Genomic DNA, 1,007 nt, shown 5'->3' on the forward strand with positions numbered 1-1,007 from the left:
GGGTTAGCGGTCCGCACCGAGCGGAAATTCCACAAGATCGGCTACGCCGACGCGCGGCGAAGGCAGCGGCCAGCGGCCAAAGGCCAGCGGCCAAAGGCCAGCGGCCAGCGGAGCGCCAAGGGTGTGGCGTTCCGGTCCGCTCCGAACCCGCGCTTCGCGCGGCTCGGGAAGCTCCACAAGATCGGCTACGCCGGCGCGCAGCCAACGCAGCCGCAGGCGGCGAAACGCCAAGGGTGTGGGGTAGCGGTTCGCTCCAAACGGGAGTTCCACAAGATCGGCCTCGCCGACGCGCGGCGACGCGTCCGGCGGCCAGCGGAGCGCCAAGGATGTGACGTTCCGGTCCACTCCGAACGGGAACTCCACAAGATCGGCTACGCCGACGCACGGCGAAGGCGACGGCGACGGCGACGGCGACCGACGGAGCGCCAAGGGTGTGGCGTTCCGGTCCGCTCCGAGCGAAAGCTCCACAAGATCGGCTACGCCGACGCGCGGCCAAAGCGGACGCCGGCGGCGCAACGCCAAGAGTGTGGGGCCGCGGTCCGCTCCAAACGGGAACTCCACAAGATCGGCTACGCCGACGCACGGCGACGGCGACGGCGACGGCGACGGAGCGCCAAGGGTGTGGCGTTCTGGTCCGCTCCGAACGGGAGCTTCACAAGATCGGCTACGCCGGCGCGGCCGAATCAGCTCTGCGACGAGGTTGTCTGCGGGAGCATGCGGCGCGATCGGAGAATGGGCCGGCCCGGAAGGGCGGCGGGACCGCACCGCCGGGCCGCGCGGACCGCGGGTCTCGCTCAGCGGTATCCGCGTTAGGGACCGCCGGTCCCAACTCGTATCAAATAGGAGCGCCTGAGTACGAGGCAGCCCTGATGAGCAGACACCGCGCACAGGGTGGCGACTCGCTCAAGGGCCGGCCAAACAAGCGACGCGGACCGGGCGACGCGGACCGGGCGACGCGGACCGGGCGACGCGGACCGGGCGACGCGGACCGGGCGACGCGGACCGGG

General features: G+C 71.6%; 1 protein-coding gene. It reads right to left on the reverse strand.

Annotation, left to right across the window (positions count from 1 at the left end; all coding sequences use genetic code 11):
* Positions 1–3: 3 nt before the first annotated feature.
* Complete coding sequence (locus Ate02nite_RS44545; protein ID WP_203814039.1) at positions 4–324, reverse strand: hypothetical protein; 321 nt, start codon at positions 322–324, stop codon at positions 4–6.
* Positions 325–1,007: the final 683 nt, after the last annotated feature.

The organism is Paractinoplanes tereljensis, from assembly GCF_016862435.1.
Taxonomy (GTDB): Bacteria; Actinomycetota; Actinomycetes; order Mycobacteriales; family Micromonosporaceae; genus Actinoplanes; species Actinoplanes tereljensis.